The sequence below is a fragment of the Janthinobacterium sp. GW821-FHT03A03 genome (genome assembly GCF_059421435.1).
The window spans coordinates 831,573-851,875 of record NZ_JBWKUZ010000001.1; the positions used below are offsets into that span (position 1 = coordinate 831,573).

The 20,303-nt window shown below is 61.4% G+C and carries 20 protein-coding genes; 8 read left to right on the forward strand and 12 right to left on the reverse strand.

Annotation, left to right across the window (positions count from 1 at the left end):
- Window position 1: 1 nt before the first annotated feature.
- Genes AC07VI_RS03805 through mpl form a run of 3 tightly spaced genes read right to left on the reverse strand, consistent with a single transcriptional unit; the run spans window position 2 to window position 2,561 of the window.
- Window positions 2-607, reverse strand: a complete 606-nt coding sequence (locus AC07VI_RS03805) for a chorismate--pyruvate lyase family protein (RefSeq protein WP_086143981.1) — start codon at window positions 605-607, stop codon at window positions 2-4.
- A complete protein-coding gene (locus AC07VI_RS03810; protein ID WP_086143764.1) occupies window positions 604-1,188 on the reverse strand; it encodes a YqiA/YcfP family alpha/beta fold hydrolase in 585 nt (194 codons plus the stop codon). Before AC07VI_RS03810 ends, AC07VI_RS03805 begins: the two co-directional genes overlap by 4 nt.
- Window positions 1,185-2,561 carry a UDP-N-acetylmuramate:L-alanyl-gamma-D-glutamyl-meso-diaminopimelate ligase gene (gene mpl / locus AC07VI_RS03815; protein ID WP_492995752.1) on the reverse strand — a complete coding sequence of 459 codons (1,377 nt, stop codon included), beginning with the start codon at window positions 2,559-2,561 and terminating at the stop codon, window positions 1,185-1,187. The genes AC07VI_RS03810 and mpl overlap by 4 nt, the downstream gene beginning before the upstream one ends.
- A gap of 147 nt (window positions 2,562-2,708) precedes the next feature.
- On the opposite strand from mpl, the gene AC07VI_RS03820 reads away from it, so the two are divergent.
- From AC07VI_RS03820 to AC07VI_RS03855, 8 genes are all read left to right on the forward strand, one after another.
- On the forward strand, window positions 2,709-3,347 hold the full coding sequence (locus AC07VI_RS03820; RefSeq protein ID WP_086143762.1) for a hypothetical protein: 639 nt from the start codon (window positions 2,709-2,711) through the stop codon (window positions 3,345-3,347).
- Between the two features lie 19 nt (window positions 3,348-3,366).
- Window positions 3,367-3,918, forward strand: coding sequence for a TlpA family protein disulfide reductase (locus tag AC07VI_RS03825; RefSeq protein ID WP_086143761.1), 552 nt, complete (start codon window positions 3,367-3,369; stop codon window positions 3,916-3,918).
- A gap of 82 nt (window positions 3,919-4,000) precedes the next feature.
- Window positions 4,001-4,438: a type II 3-dehydroquinate dehydratase gene (aroQ, locus tag AC07VI_RS03830; RefSeq protein WP_086143760.1), complete on the forward strand. Its 438-nt coding sequence runs from the start codon at window positions 4,001-4,003 to the stop codon at window positions 4,436-4,438.
- 90 nt (window positions 4,439-4,528) lie between these two features.
- Window positions 4,529-4,993: an acetyl-CoA carboxylase biotin carboxyl carrier protein gene (gene accB, locus AC07VI_RS03835; RefSeq protein ID WP_070222155.1), complete on the forward strand. Its 465-nt coding sequence runs from the start codon at window positions 4,529-4,531 to the stop codon at window positions 4,991-4,993.
- Window positions 4,994-5,094: 101 nt separating this feature from the next.
- Window positions 5,095-6,510 (forward strand): acetyl-CoA carboxylase biotin carboxylase subunit, encoded by a 1,416-nt coding sequence (gene accC, locus AC07VI_RS03840; protein ID WP_086137069.1) that lies wholly within the window; start codon window positions 5,095-5,097, stop codon window positions 6,508-6,510.
- Window positions 6,507-7,451 (forward strand): 50S ribosomal protein L11 methyltransferase, encoded by a 945-nt coding sequence (gene prmA / locus AC07VI_RS03845; protein ID WP_086143759.1) that lies wholly within the window; start codon window positions 6,507-6,509, stop codon window positions 7,449-7,451. Before accC ends, prmA begins: the two co-directional genes overlap by 4 nt.
- A gap of 8 nt (window positions 7,452-7,459) precedes the next feature.
- Window positions 7,460-8,707 carry a DUF3426 domain-containing protein gene (locus AC07VI_RS03850; protein WP_492995757.1) on the forward strand — a complete coding sequence of 416 codons (1,248 nt, stop codon included), beginning with the start codon at window positions 7,460-7,462 and terminating at the stop codon, window positions 8,705-8,707.
- 11 nt (window positions 8,708-8,718) lie between these two features.
- A complete protein-coding gene (locus tag AC07VI_RS03855; protein ID WP_086143757.1) occupies window positions 8,719-9,657 on the forward strand; it encodes a carbohydrate kinase family protein in 939 nt (312 codons plus the stop codon).
- Window positions 9,658-9,695: 38 nt separating this feature from the next.
- On the opposite strand, the gene AC07VI_RS03860 is transcribed toward AC07VI_RS03855, so the two are convergent.
- From AC07VI_RS03860 to AC07VI_RS03900, 9 genes are all read right to left on the reverse strand, one after another.
- Window positions 9,696-10,007, reverse strand: a complete 312-nt coding sequence (locus tag AC07VI_RS03860) for a DUF167 domain-containing protein (RefSeq protein ID WP_216356295.1) — start codon at window positions 10,005-10,007, stop codon at window positions 9,696-9,698.
- Window positions 9,997-10,530: a YggT family protein gene (locus AC07VI_RS03865; protein WP_253251889.1), complete on the reverse strand. Its 534-nt coding sequence runs from the start codon at window positions 10,528-10,530 to the stop codon at window positions 9,997-9,999. The genes AC07VI_RS03860 and AC07VI_RS03865 overlap by 11 nt, the downstream gene beginning before the upstream one ends.
- A gap of 83 nt (window positions 10,531-10,613) precedes the next feature.
- Entirely contained in the window at window positions 10,614-11,891 is a 1,278-nt protein-coding gene (locus tag AC07VI_RS03870; RefSeq protein WP_086143755.1) for a transcriptional regulator, read from the reverse strand.
- Between the two features lie 782 nt (window positions 11,892-12,673).
- On the reverse strand, window positions 12,674-13,825 hold the full coding sequence (locus AC07VI_RS03875; protein WP_070218582.1) for a ribonucleotide-diphosphate reductase subunit beta: 1,152 nt from the start codon (window positions 13,823-13,825) through the stop codon (window positions 12,674-12,676).
- 117 nt (window positions 13,826-13,942) lie between these two features.
- Window positions 13,943-16,900 carry a ribonucleoside-diphosphate reductase subunit alpha gene (locus tag AC07VI_RS03880; RefSeq protein ID WP_086143754.1) on the reverse strand — a complete coding sequence of 986 codons (2,958 nt, stop codon included), beginning with the start codon at window positions 16,898-16,900 and terminating at the stop codon, window positions 13,943-13,945.
- 381 nt (window positions 16,901-17,281) lie between these two features.
- Entirely contained in the window at window positions 17,282-17,893 is a 612-nt protein-coding gene (gene ampD, locus AC07VI_RS03885) for a 1,6-anhydro-N-acetylmuramyl-L-alanine amidase AmpD (protein ID WP_492995760.1), read from the reverse strand.
- Entirely contained in the window at window positions 17,871-18,953 is a 1,083-nt protein-coding gene (locus tag AC07VI_RS03890; RefSeq protein ID WP_086143752.1) for a sigma 54-interacting transcriptional regulator, read from the reverse strand. The genes ampD and AC07VI_RS03890 overlap by 23 nt, the downstream gene beginning before the upstream one ends.
- Before the next feature lie 128 nt (window positions 18,954-19,081).
- Window positions 19,082-19,342, reverse strand: a complete 261-nt coding sequence (locus tag AC07VI_RS03895) for a PP0621 family protein (protein WP_086143751.1) — start codon at window positions 19,340-19,342, stop codon at window positions 19,082-19,084.
- Complete coding sequence (locus tag AC07VI_RS03900) at window positions 19,339-20,142, reverse strand: cytochrome C assembly family protein (RefSeq protein ID WP_086143750.1); 804 nt, start codon at window positions 20,140-20,142, stop codon at window positions 19,339-19,341. Before AC07VI_RS03900 ends, AC07VI_RS03895 begins: the two co-directional genes overlap by 4 nt.
- Window positions 20,143-20,303 lie beyond the last annotated feature (161 nt).

Below are 20,303 nucleotides of genomic sequence, written 5' to 3' on the forward strand. Positions count from 1 at the left end.
GTTATGCTTTGTTTATTAATGTGTCGGTTGCAACGGTGCGAGTGAGCTCAAACACCGCCGGCAGAAATACTTCCGTTACCAGCAGCAATCCTTGATGGCGCTGATACAGGCAGCGCCTGGCAAAAAACAGCGCCTTGTCACTGGTGCGCGTCCCCTCCAGCGCCAGCGCCGCCTGCGCCCGCTGCACCAGCGGGTGCCCGGCGCGCAAGCGGGCAAACTCCAGTGGACCGCGGCGCACCATGCGGTCGCCGAACAGGGTCGTGCCCAGCGAGCGTTCGCCCAGCGCGGAAAACAGGGGCCAGTCCGTGGCCGTCGCCTGCATGGGCACGACGGTATGGCCAAACACGGCCGGCCTATTATCACACCGCAGCAGCACTTCGCGCTCCCACACCCGGCCCGGACGGTGCAGGCCGATGCTGGCCGCCTCGTCGCTCAGGCAACGCGCAGTTTCCTGATGCAAACATTGCACGCGAAAGGCCCGGCTATGCGCTTTCAGCTTGGCCGTCAGCGAACCGCCGCCCGTCAGCCAGTGACGCAAGGCGGGCGGCGCATTGACGGCGTTGACGTGCGCATGCCACTGCGCCTGCCGCAGCGAACCCGGCCTCACCGGCACGGGTCCGTACTGATGCCGCAAAATTCGAGCACGGGCGCCACATAATCGGCAAATTCGCTGATGCCGTGATCGCTGCCCTCGATGACGAGCTGGCGCGCGCCCTGATAATGCGCCACCATGTCGCGGTAGTCGAGCACTTCATCGCCGGTGGCGGCGATCAGGAAGTAACGTTGTGGGTGAGTAATTTTCTCTACGGCAAAGGCAGCCAGTTCGTCCATATACTCGCGCTTGAACTCGAATGGCTTGTCGGAATGGAACTCGGTCGTCACGCCCACATGCTGTTCCAGGTCGATCAGGGGCACGATGGCGGGATTGAGCAATATGGCGCGACAACCAAGCTGCTCGGCCAGCCAGGTGGCGTAATAGCCGCCCAGCGAGGAGCCGATGATCGTCAAGTCGGCTCGCGCCACGTCTTTCACTAATGCCAGGGCCAGCTCGATGGCCAGCTTCGGCGAGGCCGGCAATTGCGGGCACAGCCACTGCGCCTCGCGGCCCAGCGCCTGCATCTGCCCAGCCAGCAGGCGCGACTTCATCGACAGCGGCGACGAGCGGAATCCATGCAGGTACAGAATCATCGGCCCAGCGCCTCCAGCAATTTCTGGTGCACGCCGCCAAAGCCGCCATTGCTCATGACCACGATCTGGTCGCCGGGACGGGCCCCAGCGGCCACGGCGGCTACCAGCACGTCGATTTCTTCATACGCGCTGGCAATCTTGCCCAGCGGTGCCAGCGCCTCGCCCAGGCTCCAGCCCAGCGCGGCCTGGCTGCCGTAACCGAAGACCAGGTCCGCGTCCTTCAGGCTGCCCGGCAGCGCATCTTTCATGGCGCCCAGCTTCATGGTGTTCGAACGCGGCTCCAGCACGGCCAGGATGCGGCCCGTCTTGCCTATCTTCTGGCGCAAGCCGCCGACGGTGGTGGCAATGGCTGTCGGGTGGTGGGCAAAATCGTCGTACACGGTAATGTTGTTGACGACGCCGCGCACTTCCATGCGGCGCTTGACGCTCTCGAACGTAGCCAGCGAGGCGCACGCCTGGGCGATCGCCACGCCCACATGGCGCGCGGCGGCGATGGCGGCCAGCGCATTGCTGCGGTTGTGCTTGCCCGTGAGAGCCCACGCCACATGACCTTCCTGCTTGCCATTGAACAAGACATCGAAACTGCCGTCGGCCTGCTCTTGCAATTGCCAGTTGGCATCTTGTCCAAAGCTTTCCTTTTCGCTCCAGCAGCCGCGCGCCAGCACGCGCTGCAGCGAGGCTTCGTCGCCGTTGAAGACGAGCCGGCCGATGCCTGGCACCGTGCGCACCAGGTGGTGAAATTGCGTCTCGATGGCATGCAGATCGGGGAAAATGTCGGCGTGATCGTATTCGAGGTTATTCATGACGGCCGTCTTCGCGTGGTAGTGCACGAACTTGCTGCGCTTGTCGAAGAAGGCCGTGTCATATTCGTCCGCTTCGATGACGAAGAAGTCCGAATCGGCGCTTTTACCGTCGATTTTGCCGCTCAAGCGGGCGGAAATGCCGAAATTCATCGGCACGCCGCCGATCAGGAAGCCCGGCGCGTAGCCCGCGTCTTCGAGTATCCAGGCCAGCATGGCGGATGTTGTCGTCTTGCCATGCGTGCCGGCCACGGCCAGCACCCATTTGTTGCGTAATATATGTTCGCCGATCCACTGCGGGCCGGATACATACGGCAGGCTGCGGTTGAGGATTTCTTCCACCAGCGGATTGCCGCGCGACACCACATTGCCAATCACATACAAATCCGGGTTCAGCTTGGTTTGTTCGGGATCAAAGCCCTGGATCAGTTCGATTCCCTGCGATTCCAGCTGGGTGCTCATCGGCGGATAGACGTTGGCATCGCAACCGGTGACTTTATGGCCGGCTTCCTTGGCCAGGACGGCCAGGCCGCCCATGAAGGTACCGCAAATGCCGAGGATATGAATATGCATGTGATCAGTGCGAAAGGTGCGCGTTCAAGGTGTACAAGGTACACATGAAGGTGCACGGTTAAAAAATAAGTGGGGCAATTAAAATGGGCAAGTATGGGATTTTACCTGACGCCATGGTTTTTTCCGCTTCGGAGTATCATCTCGCTCATGACGACTGATGCATTTGACGATAGCGCGCTGGTGCGCCTGGAAATCGCCGCCGCCGCCGCGCGCCTCGTGGCGCAGGACGGCGCCGACTATGGCAGCGCCAAGCGCAAGGCGGCGCGGCAGGTTCTGGGCGACGCGCCGAACCGGCCCAACATCCTTCCTGACAACGACATGATCGAAGAACAGGTGCGGCAATACAATGCCCTGTTCCTGGCCGACAGCCAGCCGGCGCGCCTGTTCCAGCTGCGCACGATAGCCTTGCAGGTGATGGAAGCGTTGCAACAATTTCATCCCCTGCTCAGCGGCCCCGTCCTCAACGGCACGGCCGGGCCCCATGATGAGATCTATTTGCAGCTGTTTGCCGAGAGCGCCAAGGAAATCCACATCTTTCTGCTGAATAAAAATGTCGCGCTCGACATGTCGGAAAGCCCCCATTTCAAGGGAGCGCGTTATGATGCGGTCGAGACAGCCAGTTTCTTGTGGAAAAACGAAGGCGTGCACGCGGCCATGTATGAACTCGACGACATGCGCGGCGCGCTGAAAGCCAAGGCCGACGGCAAGGTGTTGCGCACCGATATCGCCGGGCTGCGCAGCCTGCTGGCCGCCAGCCTCGCCGATGGCGCGCCGGCTGCCGACTAACATTGATATAGATAAAGTTATGACAAAAAAGAATTGGATAGCCTGTGCCATCGTTGCCCTGATGTTCGGCGGCATGGGCGCCTACGTGGGCATGCATAAAGAGAAAGAAAAAGCAGGCCCCCTGACAACGACCATCGCGCCGGGCGCGACGGGGCCGGTGAATGAACTGTATGCACTGTCGCTGCCGGACGCGGCCGGTACCACGCAAGCCTTGTCACAATGGAAAGGCAAGAACCTGCTGGTCAATTTCTGGGCGCCGTGGTGCCCGCCATGCGTGGAAGAAATGCCGGAATTATCCGAGGTGCAAGGCCACTATGCGGCGAAAAACCTGCAGGTGATCGGCATCGGCATCGATTCGGCCAGCAATATTGCCACCTTTGCCAGCAAGTTCAAGATTGCTTATCCCGTCTACGTCTCCGGCATGAGCGGCACCGACCTGTCGCGCCATTTTGGCAACGCCACGGGCGGCTTGCCCTTCACGGTGCTGATCGGCGCCGATGGCGAAGTGAAAAAGACCTATCTGGGACGCTTGAAATTTGATCAGTTGCGCGCCGACCTGGACAATTTGTAAATTCGGAGCGTGCTTTTTTCTCTTGCCAATGCGTATCTTTGGCGGCAAAATGCGGAACTTTCGCTAAAACGGTCTTCCATACATGGCAAAAAACCTCCTTCTGCTCAACGGCCCCAACCTGAATTTGCTGGGGACGCGCGAGCCTGAGGTCTACGGCGCCAGCACCTTGGCCGATATCGAACAGGCAGCAGTGGCGCAAGCCATGGCGGCCGGCGCCAGCCTGGCTTGCTTTCAAAGCAACCATGAAGGCGCGCTGATCGACCGCATCCATGCCGCGCGAGCGGAAGGGATCGATGCCATCGTCATCAATCCGGGCGGCCTGACCCATACCAGCGTCGCCTTGCGCGATGCGCTGGCCGGGGTGGCCATTCCGTTTGTGGAAGTCCATATCTCGAATATTTATCAACGCGAAACGTTTCGACATCACTCATTTCTCAGCGCGATCGCGCAGGGGACGATCTGCGGCCTGGGTATCGAAGGATATCGGTTTGCCATCGACTTTGCGCTTAAAAAACGTTAATCTACGCGATCTGCACGCATTTAGCGCGGCGATAGGTTCTGGACATCACCGCATCACTCATAAAACAAACTACATTCCTAGGGGTTTTACATGGATCTACGAAAACTCAAGACCTTGATCGACCTGGTCGCCGAATCGGATATCGCAGAGCTGGAAGTTACCGAAGGCGAAAGCAAGGTTCGCATCGTCAAATCGTCGGCCATGCCGCAAAACCAGATGGTCATGATGCAGCCGCAAGGCATGCAAGCCCAATACCAGCCAGCCGCGCCAGCCGCCGCCCCCGCTGCGGCACCTGCCGTCGTGGTCGCCGCCGAGCCAACGGGCTATGTGGTCAAGTCGCCGATGGTCGGCACCTTCTACCGTTCCTCCGCTCCTGGCAGCGCCGCGTACGTCGAAGTCGGTTCCACCGTCAAGGAAGGCGATACCCTGTGCATCATCGAAGCGATGAAGCTGCTCAATGAAATCGACTCGGACAAAGCCGGTGTCGTGACCCAGATTCTGGTCGAAAACGGCCAACCGGTCGAATTCGGTCAACCCTTGTTTGTGATCGGCTAAAAACCAGTCCACACGGCCGGCAACGGCCGTTTGCAGTTTTAGCCCCTCACACTTGTTGTTTCGCCGGCTCGCCGGCTCTCACAGACATACGCGAACCTACCATGTTTGAAAAAATCCTGATTGCCAACCGTGGTGAAATTGCCCTCCGTATTCAGCGCGCCTGCCGCGAAATGGGCATTAAAACGGTTGTAGTCCACTCCGAAGCCGACAAGGACGCAAAATACGTCAAGCTGGCCGATGAGTCCGTTTGTATCGGGCCGGCACAGTCCGCCCTGAGCTACCTGAACATGCCCGCCATCATCAGCGCCGCTGAAGTGACGGATGCACAAGCAATTCACCCAGGCTATGGTTTCCTGTCGGAAAATGCCGACTTCGCCGAACGCGTCGAGAAATCGGGCTTCGTCTTCATCGGTCCCCGTTCCGAATCGATCCGTTTGATGGGCGACAAAGTGTCGGCCAAGCAAACCATGATCAAGGCTGGCGTCCCATGCGTCCCCGGTTCGGAAGGCGCGTTGCCGGACGATCCGAAAGCGATCGTGCAAATTGCCCGCAAGATCGGCTATCCGGTCATCATCAAGGCCGCCGGCGGCGGTGGCGGACGCGGCATGCGCGTCGTGCACACGGAAGCTGCCCTGATCAACGCCGTGGCGATGACCAAGACGGAAGCCGGTACGGCGTTCGGCAACCCTGAAGTGTATATGGAGAAGTACCTGGAAAATCCGCGCCACGTGGAAATCCAGATCCTTGCCGACGAACACAAGAACGCCGTCTGGCTGGGCGAGCGCGACTGCTCCATGCAGCGCCGCCACCAGAAGGTGATCGAAGAAGCACCGGCGCCGGGCATCCCGCGCAAGCTCATCGAGAAAATCGGCGACCGTTGCGCCGAGGCCTGCCGCAAGATCGGCTACCGCGGCGCCGGCACGTTTGAATTCCTGTACGAAAATGGCGAGTTCTATTTCATTGAAATGAATACCCGCGTGCAAGTGGAACATCCGGTCACCGAAATGATCACCGGTATTGATATCGTGCAAGAACAGATCCGCATTGCCGCCGGCGAAAAACTGCGTTATCGCCAGCGCGACGTCATGCTGTCGGGCCACGCCGTCGAGTGCCGCATCAATGCGGAAGATCCGTTCAAATTTACGCCATCGCCGGGCAAGATCGTGTCGTGGCACGCACCAGGCGGTCCTGGCATCCGCGTCGATTCGCACGCCTACGCCGGTTACTACGTGCCGCCGCACTACGACTCGATGATCGGCAAAGTGATCGCTTACGGCGCCACGCGCGAGCAAGCGATCCGCCGCATGCAGATCGCCCTGTCCGAAATGGTGGTTGAAGGCATCAACACGAATATCGCCCTGCACCGCGAGCTGATGATCGATGCGCGCTTCATCGAAGGCGGCACCAACATTCACTATCTGGAACAGAAACTGGCCGACATGCCGGACCTGGGCAAGAACCTCAATGGCGGCAGCCCCAGCATCGCCAAGAAATCCGAAATCAAGGCGGGCGCATGAGCTGGACGGAAATCGTCATCGAAATCGCCCGTGACAACGCCGAGGCCATGTCCGACGCGCTGATGGAAGCGGGCGCCCTGTCGGTGTCGGTGGAAGACGCCGATGAAGGCACGGAAGCCGAGCAGCCGTTGTTTGGCGAACCGGGCATGGAACCGAAGGAAGCGGCGTGGGAACGCAGCCGCGTGGTGGCGCTGACGGACGTCGACGCCGACCAGGCCGCCATCGTGGCTGCTGCCGCGCAAGCGGTCGGCATGGCGCAGGCACCGGCATTTACCGTGCGCCCCGTGGAAGAGCAGGACTGGGTGCGTCTGACCCAGTCGCAATTCGCGCCGATTCACATCGGCAAGAATATCTGGGTCGTGCCCAGCTGGCACGAGGCACCGGACCCAAGCGGTCTGATCCTGGAACTGGACCCGGGCCTGGCCTTCGGCACGGGCAGCCATCCGACCACGCGCCTGTGCATGGAATGGCTGGAAGCCCATCCCGCCCCAGGCAAGACCGTGCTCGACTACGGTTGCGGTTCCGGCATCCTGGCCATGGTGGCCAAGAAACTCGGTGCGCAAACGGTGGCGGGCGTCGATATCGACCCGCAGGCGATCGAATCGGCGCGCGACAATGCCGAGCGCAACCAGTGCGACATCGAATATTTCTTGCCAGACACGTTTGCCACCTCGGCACACGCCACGGCCAAGTTTGATATCGTCGTCGCCAACATCCTGTCGAGCCCCTTGAAACTGATGGCGCCGATGCTGTCGGGCCGTGTCGCCGACGGCGGCGCCCTGATCCTGTCCGGCGTGCTGGCACGCCAGGCGGAAGAGGTGGCCGCCGCCTACGCACCGTTCATCCAGCTGGCTGTGTGGGCCGAGCAAGACGGCTGGGTGGCCCTGCATGGCCGCCTCGGCGCCACGCAAGCCCCTGCGCCGCGCGCGGAAGGTGCATAAGCACAGCAATGGCACTCGCCACCAAATGCCCCCATTGCAACACGATATTTCGGGTCGCTGCTGACCAGTTGAAGTTACGTGGGGGCATCGTGCGCTGTGGCACGTGCAGGGAAGTCTTTGACGGCAATGCCGCACTGGTCGATCCAGCTGCGGCATCGCCGTTTTTAACGTCCGGCCTTGGCCCTGCCGCTCCATTTTCCACCGCGTACCCGGCTGAGAACAGCCTGCCGTCCGTCACGGACGATGAACCCATTTATTCCCTCGATTTCGACACCTCGTTCGACCCGTTCGGCATCCTGCCGGAAACGGCGCAGCTCAAGGGCGACGCAGACGATAACGAACACATCGAACTGGACCTCGACGTCAGCCTGCCGGCCGAGGTACTGGCCGACGCGCCTGCCGCCGCCCCTCTCGAAGTCCCTGCAGAAATACCGGCGGAGCCGCCCGAAGCTCCCTTGCCCCAGCCGATGGCGCCGTTCAAGCGCCGCCAGGTCGATGACGCGCCCGCCTTTGCCACGTATTTGCGCGACAGCCGCCGCGAACCGGGCCTGGACGCGGACGACGCACCTGCGCTGGCGGTGCAGGAAAAAGTCAGCCTGGACAAGCCTGTGCCGCCACCCGCGCGACAGGAGCCGAGCCTGAGCGAGCCATCGTTCGCGCCGCCGCCCGCCGCCGCCGTGCCAGACCCGGCCGGGGAAACCGGCACAACAGAGGCACCGTTGCCGCCGGCAGAGGATGAACCGGCGTTTGTGACCCGGGGCCGGCGCCGCGAACAAAGCAGCAAGGCCTTGCGCGTGGCCATGGCCATCGGCTCGCTGGTGCTGCTATTCTTGCTATCAGTGCAAGTGATGACCACCTTCCGCAATCCGCTGGCGGCGCAGTTTCCACAGTGGAAGCCCACCCTGGTGGCGCTGTGCAAGCTCAGTGGCTGCCAGGTGGACTTGCCGGCGCAAATCGAGGCGCTGGCCATCGAGCAGGGGGAACTGCAAACCCTGAAGGAACAGACGTTTTCGTATGTCTCGCTGCTGCGCAACCAGAGCCGCAGCGTGCAAGCCTGGCCCAGCATCGAACTGACCCTCAACGACGGCGACGACAAGCCGGTATTGCGCCGCGTCATCGCGCCGCGCGACTACCTGCCGTCCAGCATCGACGTGACCCGGGGTTTCGCGCCGCGCTCGGAACAAACCATCAAACTGTACTTTGCATTAGACCAGCTCACGGCGTCTGGCTACCATATCGCCATCTTTTATCCTTAAAGCACACTATCATGACCAAAACATCGTTGATCTGCGGCTCGCTCGCCACCGACACCATCATGCAATTCCCGGGCCGCTTCGGCGAGTCCCTGCTGGCCGACCAATTGCACAAGGTGAACGTTTCTTTCCTCGTGCCTACCATGCGCACGGAATTTGGCGGCTGCTCGGGCAATATCGCCTACAGCCTGAAAATGCTGGGCGGCGACCCGCGCATCGTCGGCGTCATGGGGCAAGATAGCGCCGCCTACCTGGAACGCCTGCAAAAGCTGGGCATTTCCACCGCCAACATCCTGATCAAGGCCGACAGCTACAACGCGCAGTGCTTCGTCACGGCCGACGCCGACAATAACCAGATCAATGCCTTCCACCCTGGCGCCATGTCGTACGCGCATGAAAATCCGGTGGCCAATGCGGGCCCGGCCAAGGTGGCCATCATTTCGCCGGACGGCGACCAGGGCATGCTCAAGCACGCCGCCGATCTGGCCGAGCTGGGCATCCCCTTCATGTTTGATCCGGGTCAACAGTTGCCACGCTTTAATGGCGAACAGTTGATCGATTTCATCAACAAAGCCACTTATGTGTCGGCCAACGACTATGAAATGGAAATGTTGATGGAACGCACAGGCTTGACCCTGCCGGACATCGCCAGCCGCCTGCAGGCGCTCATCGTCACGCGCGGCGAGAAGGGGTCGGAAATCTATACGGACGGCAAGCGCATCGATATTCCTGTCGTGACCGCCAAGGAAGTACTGGACCCGACCGGCTGCGGCGACGCCTACCGCGCTGGCTTGCTGTTCGGCATCACCAACGACCTGGGCTGGGAAACCAGCGGCCGCCTGGCCAGCCTGCTAGGCGCCATCAAGATCGCCACCCAAGGCGCGCAAAACCATGTGTTTACACCGGCCAGCATCGCCGACCAGTTTGAAACGGCGTTCGGCTACCGCTATTAATAAGTCCGGCCTGCCTGGCACACTCGTGTCAGGCAGGCTTACTTGCCTTCCAGCAATATCTGCTGCGCCAGCTCCGGCGTCAGCGACGCTTTCGCCACTTCCAGCAATTTACGTTTATTGGTGTGTCCGTGCGTCAATGTCACGGCGCTTTTCGGTACGCCCAGCGCCTCGGCCAGGTAACGGATCAAGGCCAGGTTAGCCTTGCCTTCGACAGGCTGCGCATGCAGCTTGATCTTCAGGGCGCCGTCATGCACGCCCAGCACTTCCGTTTTCTTCGCATTCGCGGCAATCTGCACGGCCAGGCGTATGCCGCCTGGCAATGCCGAACACCAGTCTTGTTTATCGGACAACAATAATCATCCCCACCAGCACTTGCGCGATCTGCAGCACGATCAGGGCCACCAGCAGCGACAGGTCCAGGCTGCCCACCAGCGGCACCACTTTGCGTATCGGACGCAGCAGCGGCTCATTCAGGGCCCGTACGAACGGCGCCAGCGGCGCATGCGGGTTGACCCAGCTGAAGATGGCTTCGATGATCAGCAAGGCCATGAAACCGTAGAGTATCCATTGCAGGAAGCGTTGCAGCGACTTGAGCAGCACCACTCCGACGGGATAGCCGGAAATAAACAGGACCGAGCTGGCCAGCAAGACGATCAGGAAGGCGCCGATCAGGCTGGCCCAGTCATACCCGCCCACGCCAGGCACCACGCGTCGCAGGGGACGTACCAGCCAGTCGGACAATTGAAAGGTGAATTGCGCCACGGACGAAGGCGGCCGCACGCGTACCGCCTGCATCCAGAAGCGCAGCAGCAGGACGCCGCCCAACAGCGTGGCAATGGTATCAACGATCAATGTAAGTATAACGATCAGCACGACAAATTCTCCAAAAAAAAACCGCTGTGTGATTGAGTCACACAGCGGCGTGTTGCCTCATCCAGGCATCCGTCTCGTTGGGATTACGATGGGCGGGTGCTGGTTGGGAATGGCCAGGCTGCAGCCGGTGCCAACACGGTTTTTGCTACAGGTGCGATAGGTGCCGATGGTTTGGCGACAGCAGCCTTCTTCGGTGCGGCCTTTTTAGGCGCAGCCTTCTTGGCGGCTGGCTTGGCGGCAACGGCGGCTGGCGCCGCCGGCGCTGCTGCCGGGGCCGCGGCTACCGGAGCTGGCGCCACCACTGCTGGTGCTGCAGCTGGCTTGGCGGCAGGTTTCGCTGCGGCTTTCGCTGCCGGCTTGGCGGCTGGCTTGGCTGCAGGTTTCGCTGCTGGCTTCGCTGCTACCTTGGCCGCTGGCTTGGCTGCAGGTTTCGCTGCCGGCTTCGCTACAACCTTGGCGGCGGGTTTCGCTGCCGCTTTGGCTGCCGGCTTGGCCGCGACTTTCGCTGCTGGCTTGGCTGCCGCTTTGGCTGCCGGCTTCGCTGCTGCCTTGGCCGCTGGCTTGGCTGCTGCTTTCGCCGCTGGCTTCGCAGCTACCTTGGCCGCTGGCTTGGCTGCTGCTTTCGCTGCCGGCTTCGCTGCTACCTTGGCCGCAGGCTTCGCTGCAGCTTTTGCTGCTGGCTTGGCTGCTGCTTTGGCGACGACTTTTTTCGCTGCTGGCTTGGCTGCCGCTTTGGCAGCCGGTTTCGCTGCAGCTTTGGCGGCAGGTTTCGCTGCGGCTTTTTTCACTGCTGGCTTGGCTGCCGCTTTGGCTGCTGGCTTGGCGGCCGCTTTTGCTGCTGGCTTCGCTGCTGCCTTGACGGCCGGCTTCGCTGCTGCCTTGGCGACGACTTTTTTCGCTGCTGGCTTGGCTGCTGCCTTGGCGGCAGGTTTCGCTGCCGCTTTTTTCACTGCCGGCTTGGCTGCTGCCTTGGCGGCAGGTTTTGCCGCGACTTTTGCTGCTGGCTTGGCGGCCGGTTTGGCTGCCGGTTTGGCTGCAGCTTTTTTCACTGCTGGCTTGGCTGCTGCCTTGGCGACAGGTTTCGCTGCAACTTTCGCTGCCGGCTTGGCTGCCGGTTTTGCGCTGGCCTTGGCGGCAGATTTCGCTGCGGCTTTCGCTACTGGCTTGGCTGCCACTTTTGCTGCTGGCTTGGCAACCACTTTGGCTGCAGGTTTCGCTGCGGCCTTGGCGACTGGTTTGGCTGCGGCTTTCGCAGCTGGTTTAGCGGCAACCGTCTTGGCTGCGGCTGCCGGCTTCTTCGCGGCAGGAGCAGCCTTGGCGGCTGGTTTCTTTACTTCTGATTTCTTAGCGGCTGTTGCCATTTGTCTCTCCTTCATCTGAGATGAGAAATTTAAGCTACAAGATTTAAACCCGTCCGACCCACCACAGGGATAGGCCAGGCGAATTATTCATCGGCACAAACGGTCGTTTGCGCTAATGAATTCGGCACCAGCTGAACTGCTGCAACTCCTCACGTTTGCAGCACTTCAGCCATCGTCGGTGCCACCCTGCTTTATCTCGCAGCTGGTGGCAAAGTCTGAATTCGGTCATTCGTTTTCGATGCCGTGCGTTTTTTCGCTCCTCGCATCGCGCTCGCCACAACACCCATGCGTCAAATAAAAAACCGCCATGCCTGAAAAAATTCGGGCACGGCGGCAGACGAAAACGGTGTGGTTTTGTGCATATCCGTGTAAATCTGTATCCCTGTTTTGCGAGGTTTTTTCGTTACCGCGCTGGTCAAAAAACCCCGCATTCTAACGCTCGCATTTGCAATCTCATAAAGTACACGAAAACCTTGTCAATGCGCAACCGGCACGACACGTTTTCACGGGCTTTTTTGCACGATACGCGCGCTATCGCACAATCGCGCGCCAAATGCCGCCGCCAGCGTGTCCGGAAACGCTATTTTCCGCCTCCGATGCGGCCGCGCGTGAGCACTGAAAAAGCTGGCGCGGGCCTCCTCATATCGGCGCGGCCGCAGGCGCTTTTCCGGCCGTGCCGCTGATGCTTTTCGGCGCCCTCCGGCGGCGGCATTTTTCTCGGCCAGGCACAAAAAAAAAGCGCCGTCACAGTGACGGCGCTTTTGGCTTTTGAAAGCGAAGGCTTATTCCCAGTTCAGCGCACCACCCGTTTGGTACTCGGTCACGCGCGTCTCGAAGAAGTTGCGCTCTTTCTTCATGTCGATCATTTCGCTCATCCACGGGAACGGGTTTTCTTCCTGGGCGAACAGCGGCTCGATGCCGATCTGCTGCGCGCGGCGGTTGGCGATGAAGCGCAAATAGCCCTTGAACATCGGCGCGTTCAGACCCAGCACGCCGCGCGGCATGGTGTCTTCCGCGTACGCGTATTCCAGTTCCACGGCCTTCATGAACAGGTCCTTGATCTCTTCGCGGAAGGCGGCCGTCCACAGCTGCGGGTTTTCCATCTTGATCGTGTTGATCAAGTCGATGCCGAAGTTGCAGTGCATCGATTCGTCGCGCAGGATGTACTGGTACTGCTCGGCAGCGCCCATCATCTTGTTCTGGCGGCCCAGCGCCAGGATCTGCGTGAAGCCCACGTAGAAGAACAGGCCTTCCATCAGGCAGGCAAACACGATCAGGGATTTCAGCAGCTTCTGGTCGTTTTCCACCGTGCCCGTGACGAACGCCGGGTCGGTCAGGGTGTTGATGAACGGGATCAGGAATTCATCCTTGTCGCGGATCGACTTGACTTCGTTGTAGGCGTTGAAGATCTCGCCTTCGTCCAGGCCCAGCGATTCGACGATGTACTGGTAGGCGTGCGTATGGATCGCTTCCTCGAACGCCTGGCGCAGCAGGTACTGGCGGCACTCGGGCGCCGTGATATGGCGGTAGGTGCCCAGCACGATGTTGTTGGCGGCCAGCGAGTCGGCCGTCACGAAGAAGCCCAGGTTGCGCTTGACCAGGCGGCGCTCGTCGTCCGTCAGGCCGTTCGGGTTCTTCCACAGCTCGATATCGCGCTGCATGTTCACTTCCTGCGGCATCCAGTGGTTGGCGCAGCCGGCCAGGTATTTGTCCCACGCCCACTTGTACTTGAACGGCACCAGCTGGTTGACGTCCGTCTTGCCGTTGATGATGCGCTTGTCATCGGCATTCACGCGGCGCGCCACTTGCTCGGCGTTCGCTTCGGACGGCTCGGCGCCGGCCGGCAGGTTCAAATCGGTATTTCCCAGTGGCGCTTGCTGCGCCGGACGCGGCACAGCTGCCGACGTGGTTTCATCATCCCAAGACAACGACATATTCTTCTTCCTTTCCATGCCGGCTCACCGGCGTCTGCAACAGGCCCGTTGAATCGGACAATACAGACATTAACAACATTGAATCAACCCGGCCGTGCCGGGCTGACAACTAAAATCTTACTGGCAGGCTTCGCATTCTTCAAAGCCGTCATCACCGGGACGCAGGTAGCAGGCTTCGCCATCGGCGTCGTCCGCTGCAGCGGCCACCGCTGCCGCCGGCGCCACGGCGGCAGCGGCTGCCGCCACGACCGCTGCCTGGGCGCTCTGCGCGCTGGCCGACATGCCGCCGTCGACTGCCACGGCGTTCAGGGCACCCGTCTTGGAGGTCGATTTCTCCATGTGGGTAGCGGCGATGGTGCGCAGGTAGTAGGTGGTTTTCAGGCCGCGCAGCCATGCCAGCTTGTAGGTCTCGTCGAGCTTCTTGCCCGATGCGCCAGCCATGTAGATGTTCAGCGACTGTGCCTGGTCGATCCACTTCTGGCGACGCGAAGCCGCTTCCACCAGCCAGCTTGGCGACACTTCAAAGGCCGTGGCGTAGATATCGCGCAGGTCTTGCGGGATGCGGTCGATCTTCACCAGCGAGCCGTCGAAGTACTTCAGGTCGGAGATCATGACTTCATCCCACAGATCGCGCGCCTTCAGGTCGCGCACCAGGTAGCCGTTGATCTCGGTAAATTCGCCCGACAGGTTCGATTTCACGTACAGGTTCTGGAACGTCGGCTCGATACAGGCCGAAACGCCGATGATGTTCGAAATCGTCGCCGTCGGGGCGATGGCCACGCAGTTCGAGTTGCGCATGCCGAACTTGGCGATGCGTTCGCGCACCGGGGTCCAGTCCATGGCCGACGAGGAATCGACTTCCAGGTAGCCGCCGCGCTCCTCAAGCAGCAATTTGACCGAGTCCTGCGGCAGGATGCCGCGGTCCCACAGCGAACCGGCGTACGACTCATAGCGGCCGCGCTCTTCGGCCAGTTCCGTCGACGCCAGGTAGGCGTAGTAGCAGACGGCTTCCATCGAGGTGTCGGCAAACGACACGGCGGCGTCCGAGGCGAACGGCACGCGCATCATGTGCAGGCAGTCCTGGAAGCCCATGATGCCCATGCCGACCGGACGGTGGCGCATGTTCGAATTGCGCGCCTTGTCGACGGCGTAGTAATTGATGTCGATGACGTTGTCGAGCATGCGCATGGCGGTGCGGATGGTCTTGGCCAGCTTGACGTGATCGAGCTTGCCTTCCTTCATGTGCGCCGGCATGTTGACGGAACCGAGGTTGCAGACGGCGATTTCGTCAGGGCCCGTGTTCAGCGTGATTTCCGTGCACAGGTTCGAGCTGTGGACGACGCCGACGTGCGACTGCGGGCTGCGGATGTTGCACGGATCCTTGAACGTGATCCATGGGTGGCCCGTTTCAAACAGCATCGACAGCATCTTGCGCCACAGGTCCAGCGCCGCGATCTTCTTGAAGACGCGGATTTCGCCGGCGGCGGCCTTGGCTTCGTAGCCCAGGTAAGCCTGTTCAAAGGCCTTGCCGACCTTGTCATGCAGATCCGGTGTGTCCGACGGCGAGAACAGCGTCCATTCGCCTTTTTCCATGACGCGCTTCATGAACATGTCGGGAATCCAGTTCGCCGTGTTCATGTCGTGCGTGCGGCGGCGGTCGTCGCCCGTGTTCTTGCGCAGGTCGAGGAATTCCTCGATGTCCATGTGCCAGGTTTCCAGGTAGGCGCAGACGGCGCCCTTGCGCTTGCCGCCCTGGTTGACTGCCACGGCCGTGTCGTTGACCACTTTCAGGAACGGCACCACGCCTTGCGACTTGCCGTTGGTGCCCTTGATGTGGGCGCCCAGGGCGCGCACCGGCGTCCAGTCGTTGCCCAGGCCGCCGGCGAACTTGGCCAGCAGCGCGTTGTCCTTGATGGCGTCGTAGATGCCTTCCAGGTCATCGGAGACGGTGCTCAGGTAGCACGACGACAGCTGCGAGCGCAGGGTGCCCGAATTGAACAGGGTCGGGGTCGAGCTCATGAAGTCGAACGAGGACAGCAGGCTGTAGAACTCGATGGCGCGCGCTTCGCGGTCCGCCTCGTTCAGCGCCAGGCCCATGGCCACGCGCATGTAGAACGCTTGCGGCATTTCGATGCGCACGTCCTGGATGTGCAGGAAGTAGCGGTCGTACAGGGTTTGCAGGCCAATGTAGCCGAACTGCAAGTCGCGGTCGGCAACGATGGCTTTCGCCAGGCGCTCAAGGTCGAAACTGGCGAGTACCGGGTTCAGCAGCTCGGCGGCGATGCCCTTGGCGATATAGGCCGGGAAATACGTCAGGTATTCGGCGGCAGCGGCCGCTTGCGGCACTTCCTTGCCGAACACTTCCTTGCGCACCGTGTGCAGCAGGATGCGGGCCGTGACCTGGCTGTAGGCCGGGTCTTTTTCCATCAGCGCGCGCGCCGCCAGGATGGCCGACTTGTGCAGTTCTTCGACGGGCACGCCGTCGTACAGGTTTTTCACGGTTTCAGCGAGGATGGCGTCGGCATCGACGTGCTTTTCCAGGCCGGCGCAGGCGGCGTTGATCAGGTCGCGCACTTCCTGCATGTCCAGCAGGCGGCGCACGCCGTTGTCGGTGACATTCAATTGCGGTGCGGAAACTTGCGCGGCAGCGCCCTGCGCTTCCTTCTGCAGACGGCGCTCTTCCATGTGCTTGGCGCGGTACAGCACGTAGGCACGCGCCACGTCGTGCTCACCCGAACGCATCAGCGACAGCTCCACCTGGTCCTGCACGTCTTCGATGTGGAAGGTGCCGCCGCCCGGCTGGCGGCGCACCAGCGCCGCGACGACGCCAGCGGTCAGCTGTTCCACCAGTTCGCGGATACGGGCAGAGGCAGCGCCCTGGCCGCCGTTAACGGCCAAAAACGCCTTGGTCATGGCGATGGCGATCTTCGAAGGCTCAAATGCCACCACCGCACCGTTGCGGCGGATGATGCGATAGTCGCCCAAGGCCGCGCCCGTGCTCGCCACGCTATTGGCCGCGCTGGGCGCTGGCGATGCTGGCGTTGGATGGATGGAAATATCTTGAGGTGATTGCATTGAAGCTCCCGTTGTCAGCTAAAGTCAGCCTGCAGTTTTGCTGCCGCGTATGTTGTTGAATAGAACGCCCGATGGTCAGGGTTTCTTCAGGTATTTATTGCTAAATAGTAAATAATTCACAGTCAGAATTCATACAGCCAACCCGCACTGCCCGGCTGGCGTGAAACACGATCAAGGGTGATAAACCGCCAGTTCCAGTGCTTTATCAGCAATCCGGGTAGCTTTGACAATAATTATGAAAACGTCTGTGGTGGCACTACATATAGTCGTTGAATCCAAATTCCGCACTAATTGTAGTACCCATCGAAAGGCGATGCAATAGTTTTCCGGCATCGCCCCTGGTAATTTTTTGTTCTTTCTTCTACGATTTCGGTTGACTTTTCAGCGCGCCGACGGGAAGCCCAATACCCGCGAAGTAAGCGCTAACGCCGGCCGTTCGCGCAGCGCTCCCAACCAACATTCCTGGTAGCAATTCCAGTCAAAATATGGCCCCGGATCCGTCTTCCTGCCAGGCGCGATATGTTCATGTCCGCGCACATGGGCCAGCCCGTAGCGCGCCGCCAGCGCGGCCGTCAATGCCGCCAGAACATGATATTGCCGCGGCTGGAAGGGAGTAACATCCGAGCCTTCCATTTCGATACCGATGGAATATTCATTGCACTGCGGGCGTCCCTCGAACGTGGACGTGCCGGCATGCCAGGCGCGCTGGTCAGCCGAAACATATTGCAACAACGCGCCATCGCGCCGCACAAAAAAGTGCGCCGACACCTGCAAGCCACGCAGGTCGGCGAAGGAAGGATCGGCATTATAATCTACCCGGCCCGTAAACAAGTCCGACACATGCGGCCCGCCAAAATGTCCCCCGGGCAAGCTGATGTTGTGAATCACCAGCAAGTCGATTTGCGCGCCTTCCGGACGCGCATCGCAATACGGCGAGTCGTAGCGCACGGCGCCGTCGCACCAGCCGTCTTCATCTATCTTCCATGCCATCATCAAGCCAGGACTCCTGTATCATCAACTTTTGCATCCGGTAACGCAACTGGCGCGCACTGAGCCCCAGTTGCCGCGCCGCCCGTGCGCGGTGGTAGCGCTCGCGTACCAGCGCCAGCGTGATCATTTCACGCTCGGCCTGGCGCAAATACAAGGCCAGCGGCAGAAGCGGCGCCGCGTCGCGCGTCGCCATACCCGGCAGGGACAGTTGCCGCTCGACGCCCGGCAGGACCGTCTTCAAGGGCGTGACCGAGGCCGTCGCCGTGCTCGGCAAGCCCAGACCATCGAGTGCGATCACGCCATCGTCGGCAAAGGCCAGTGCCCGTTCCAGCAGGTTTTCCAGTTCGCGCACATTGCCCGGGAACGCGTAGTGGCGCAAGGCGTCCAGCACCGGCGGCGCCAGGCGCACGCTTTGCCGTGGCGCCAGGCGCGCCAGAATTGCCTCACATAATACAGGCAGATCGCCGAGCCGTTCACGCAGCGGCGGCAGGACCAGTTCAATCACATTGAGCCGGTAATACAGGTCCTGGCGAAAGGTACGCGCCGCCATGCCACGCGCCAGACCATGCTGGCTGGCGCACAGGATGCGCACATCAACGGCCTCATCGGCGCTGCCGCCGAGCTTGCGCACGCGCTGCTCCTGCAGCGCGCGCAGCAGCTTCACCTGCATGGCCAGCGGGAGGTCGTCGACCTCGTCAAGCAGCAGGCTGCCGCCGTTGGCCGCCTGGAACAGCCCTTCCCGCTCATGCAGCGCGCCCGTATACGCTCCCTGGCGGCAGCCGAAGAACTCCGCCTCCATCAGCGCCTCGGGGATGGCCGCGCAATTGACGGCAATGAACGGGAAGCGGGCGCGCTCCCCTTGCGCATGGATGGCGCGCGCCGCCAGTTCCTTGCCGCTGCCCGATTCGCCGCGGATAGCCACCGGCGCGCCGCAGCGGGCGATGCGGCCGATCTGCGCGCGCAAGGCCTGCATGGCGGCCGAGTCGCCAATCAGCTGCGGCGCAGGCGGCAAGCCCCTGGCCGCCTGCGTGCGGGCGGCCGACACAGTATGCGAATTGGACATATTCCCGGCTCCCTGCGATGGCGATATCGGATCGCTGCATGCAGATGGTACGCCTGGCGGGCGGCGGGGGGCGTTACGATACGGATGAGCAATGCAGACGCGGCGGCGAGGCCGGCGCGCCGCCCGCGCTACAGCGTGGCGTGCGCGTGGCTGCAGTAATCGTGGCCCTTGGCCTGCACGTTTTCGGAGGCCGGATAATACACGCCGCAGTGGGCGCAGCACAGCATCAGCTCAGCATCGGGCAATTCCCGCGCCCGGCCTGGCGGCGTAAACGGCTGAGACGGCGGTTGCCGCTGTGCGCGGGCGCGCTGCTGCATGCCCCGGATCTTGCTGCGGATAGCAAACAGCACCAGAAACACCAGCGCCAGCCAGAACAAAACACGTGTCATGCGAATCCTCGGTGTAAAACCACTTCCAGTACAAAACGGCTGCCGACATACGCCAGCAGCAAGGTGGCGAAACCGGCCAGGGTAAAGCTCAGGGCCGTCTTGCCGCGCCAGCCGCGGAAACGGCGTCCTGCCAGCAAGGCGGCAAACAATAGCCACGACAGCATGGTAAACACCGATTTGTGATCCCAGTTCAGGGCCTTGCCAAACAGTTGTTCGGAAAACACGATACCCGACAGCACGGTCAGGCTGAGCAAGATGAAGCCCAGGCCGATCATGCGGAACAGCAACTTTTCCATCGTCAGCAGCGCGGGCAGCTGATCGAGCGCGCTGCCGATGAAACCGCGGCTTTCGCTGCGCGTGTGCAAACGCGATTCCTGCAGCGCCATCAGCACGGCGTGGAAAGCGGCGATCGTCAAGGTGCTGTAAGCGAGCACGGCCACCGCAATGTGCCAGCCGAAGACGGCCGACTTGCCTTCCATGCTGACCTGGCTGCCGGGAAAGGCCCACGCCAGGCCGATGGCGATGACGGCGCTGGGCATGACCATGCGGCGCAGTCCATCGAGACTGAAATTGCGGTTCTCTATCCAGTAAGCACCGACCGACACCCACAGCGCGGCCGAGAGCATGGCGGAAAAGCCGAAACGCAAGGTGCCCGGCGCCATCAGGTCGAACCACAGGGTGACGGCGTGCGCCAGCCACGCGACGCCCGTCAGGCCGGCGATGAGCCTGGCGCGGGACGATGGAAGCACGGCACACGCTGCATACAGGAGGGCGGCAAGAAGAAAGAAATAGGTCTGCATATGTTAAGTTTACACCATAGCCGGCAAGCGCGATTCAAGCGACAGCCCGGGTGACAGGCATTCCGCCGCCAGCCAATGCTGCAAGCCTGCCATGATATCGCGCCTGAGGCGCAACGGGGTGGCGCACCCTCAAGATTTCCGCAATCTTTCATTGCACTCCC